2 protein-coding genes are annotated in these 2,353 nt (G+C 46.2%); both read right to left on the reverse strand.

Features of this window, described 5'->3' with window-relative positions:
- Positions 1–110: 110 nt before the first annotated feature.
- On the reverse strand, positions 111–1,790 hold the full coding sequence (locus B7X71_RS15420) for a dipeptide ABC transporter ATP-binding protein (RefSeq protein WP_293601349.1): 1,680 nt from the start codon (positions 1,788–1,790) through the stop codon (positions 111–113).
- The coding region (locus B7X71_RS15425) for an ABC transporter permease subunit (RefSeq protein WP_293601351.1) at positions 1,787–2,353 on the reverse strand (567 nt) is incomplete at its 5' end. The genes B7X71_RS15425 and B7X71_RS15420, both read right to left, overlap by 4 nt.

Consider the following 2,353-nt stretch of genomic DNA (forward strand, 5'->3'; position numbering starts at 1 on the left):
TTTCACCAAGTACCAGCTTGGACCCTAATATGATGTTTTAAAAGGAGTATTTTCTATTGCGGTGCATAAATGCACCAATTTAGCGCCTTGCTAGGAGTCTTGCTCAAAGCTTAAGTTAGCTCGGCGGCCGTGAATAGCTCTTTGGTATAGGTTTGGCGAGGATGCTGAACCATAGTCTCAGTATCACCAAACTCGACCACCCTTCCCGCTTTGAGCACCATGACCTCATGCGACATTGCTCGAATAACAGCCAAATCATGACTAATCATCAGATAGGCCAAGTTGTATTTTTTCTGGAGCTCAGTCAATAAGGCAAGCACTTGTTTTTGAATCGACACATCCAATGCTGAAGTGGGCTCATCTAAGACCAAGATCTGTGGTTTTAGGATCAAAGCACGGGCAATCGCAATCCGCTGCCTTTGCCCACCCGAAAACTCATGGGGATAACGTGTGAGAGCAGAACGGTCAATGCCGACTTCTCGAAGAATATCTAAGGCACGCTTCTCGCGTTCCGTCGCAGACAAATCAGGAAAGTGCACATCCAAACCTTCTGAAACAATTTGCATCACATTCATACGTGGAGAAAGTGAACCAAAGGGGTCCTGAAAAATCACTTGCAGACTAGAGCGCATAGCGCGACGTTCTGCTGGCTTTAACTTTTGCCAATCAACACCAAGTACATCCACATCACCCATGATTTCTGCGGCAGTGTCACCCAACAAACCTAAGACCGCCATGCCTAAAGTAGTCTTACCTGAACCAGATTCACCAATGACACCAATGGTCTGACCTTGCTTGAGTTCAAAACTCACTTTACGCAAGACCTGATGACGTGGAGGTTTTTTAAACCAAGCAGCAGCTTCAGTACCAGGGTAAGAAACGGATAAGTTATCTGCCTTTAGCAGGACGGGCGCCAATGGCATCACTGGCGCCAGATCGCGCACAGGCTCGCTATTTACTAGGGCTTTTGTATAAGGATCTTCTGGGCGCTCGAACACCTGCTTGGTTGATCCAAGCTCCATCAAGTTTCCTTGATTTAATACAGCAACACGATGAGCAAAATGCTTTACCAAATTGAGATCATGAGTAATCAGAAGAATGGCCATGCCACCATGATCTTTAGACTCTTCTTGTAACTCTTTGAGTAAATCCAAAATCTGCAAGCGCAGACTAACGTCTAAAGCAGTAGTTGGCTCGTCTGCAATTAACAATCTGGGTTTGCATGCTAAGGCCATCGCAATCATGGCACGTTGACGTTGGCCACCAGATAACTGATGAGGATAGGAATGGAAGCGTTTCTCTGGTTCTGGGATGCCAGTTTTCTTAAGTAACTCGATTGCTGCAGACATAGAGTCTGCTTTAGAGATCAAAGGTTGATATACCTGTACAGCCTCAACAATTTGATTGCCAATAGTGAACAAAGGGTTGAGTGCAGTCATGGGCTCTTGAAAGACCATGGCAATCTCACGACCCCGAATCTCACGGATATCTTGGATTGGCAAATCCAGTAAATTGACCGGCTGATTGCCGGCATTCGAGTCTTTACCGCTCCATAAAATACGACCAGATGTTTTTGCACCTTCAGGCTCAAGACGCAAGGGCGCCAAAGCAGTCAGCGTCTTACCTGAGCCAGACTCACCAACTAAGGCAACACGTTCCCCCACCCCAATCTCAAGATCAAGATGGTTGACAGCGAATTTCTCACGTCGACCTGAACCAAACGAGATTGAAAAATCCTCGTAGCGAAGTAATGGCGTAATTTCTGCATTCAGTTTTGGTGCGGAGCTCATGAACGCCCCCCACTCATGGCGCCTGACTTGCGAGAATCGAAAGCATCACGCAAGGCCTCGCCCATAAAAGTAAGCAAGAGCAAAGTGGCAACCAAGACCACAAAGGTCGATAGTGAAATCCACCAGGCATCTAAATTACTTTTACCTTGTGATAGCAACTCTCCCAAACTCGGGGTTCCTGGAGGCACACCAAGACCCAAGAAATCCAAACTCGTGAGCGACAAAATCGCTGCACTCATTCTGAAAGGTAAAAAGGTAATGACTGGTGTCAAGCTATTAGGCAGGATATGACGACGCATGATTTGCAAATTCGTTAAACCCAAAGCTCTGGCAGCTCGCACATATTCCAATGCACGATTACGGAAAAACTCAGCACGCACGTAGTCAGACAAACCCATCCAACCAAATGCTGCTAGTAAGATAATCAGGAGCCAAATACTGGGGTTAAAAATAGAAGCAAAGATGATCAGCAGATATAACTCTGGCATCGCTGACCAAATTTCAATCAAGCGCTGGGAAATCAGATCAAACTTGCCGCCAAAGAATCCCATTAAAGAGCCAGT

The sequence above is a fragment of the Polynucleobacter sp. 39-46-10 genome (assembly GCF_002282275.1).

Excerpts from the sequence above, each read along its gene's own strand:
- B7X71_RS15420 (WP_293601349.1), bottom strand. The coding sequence starts at position 1,790 with ATGAGCTCCGCACCAAAACTGAATGCAGAAATTACGCCATTACTTCGC.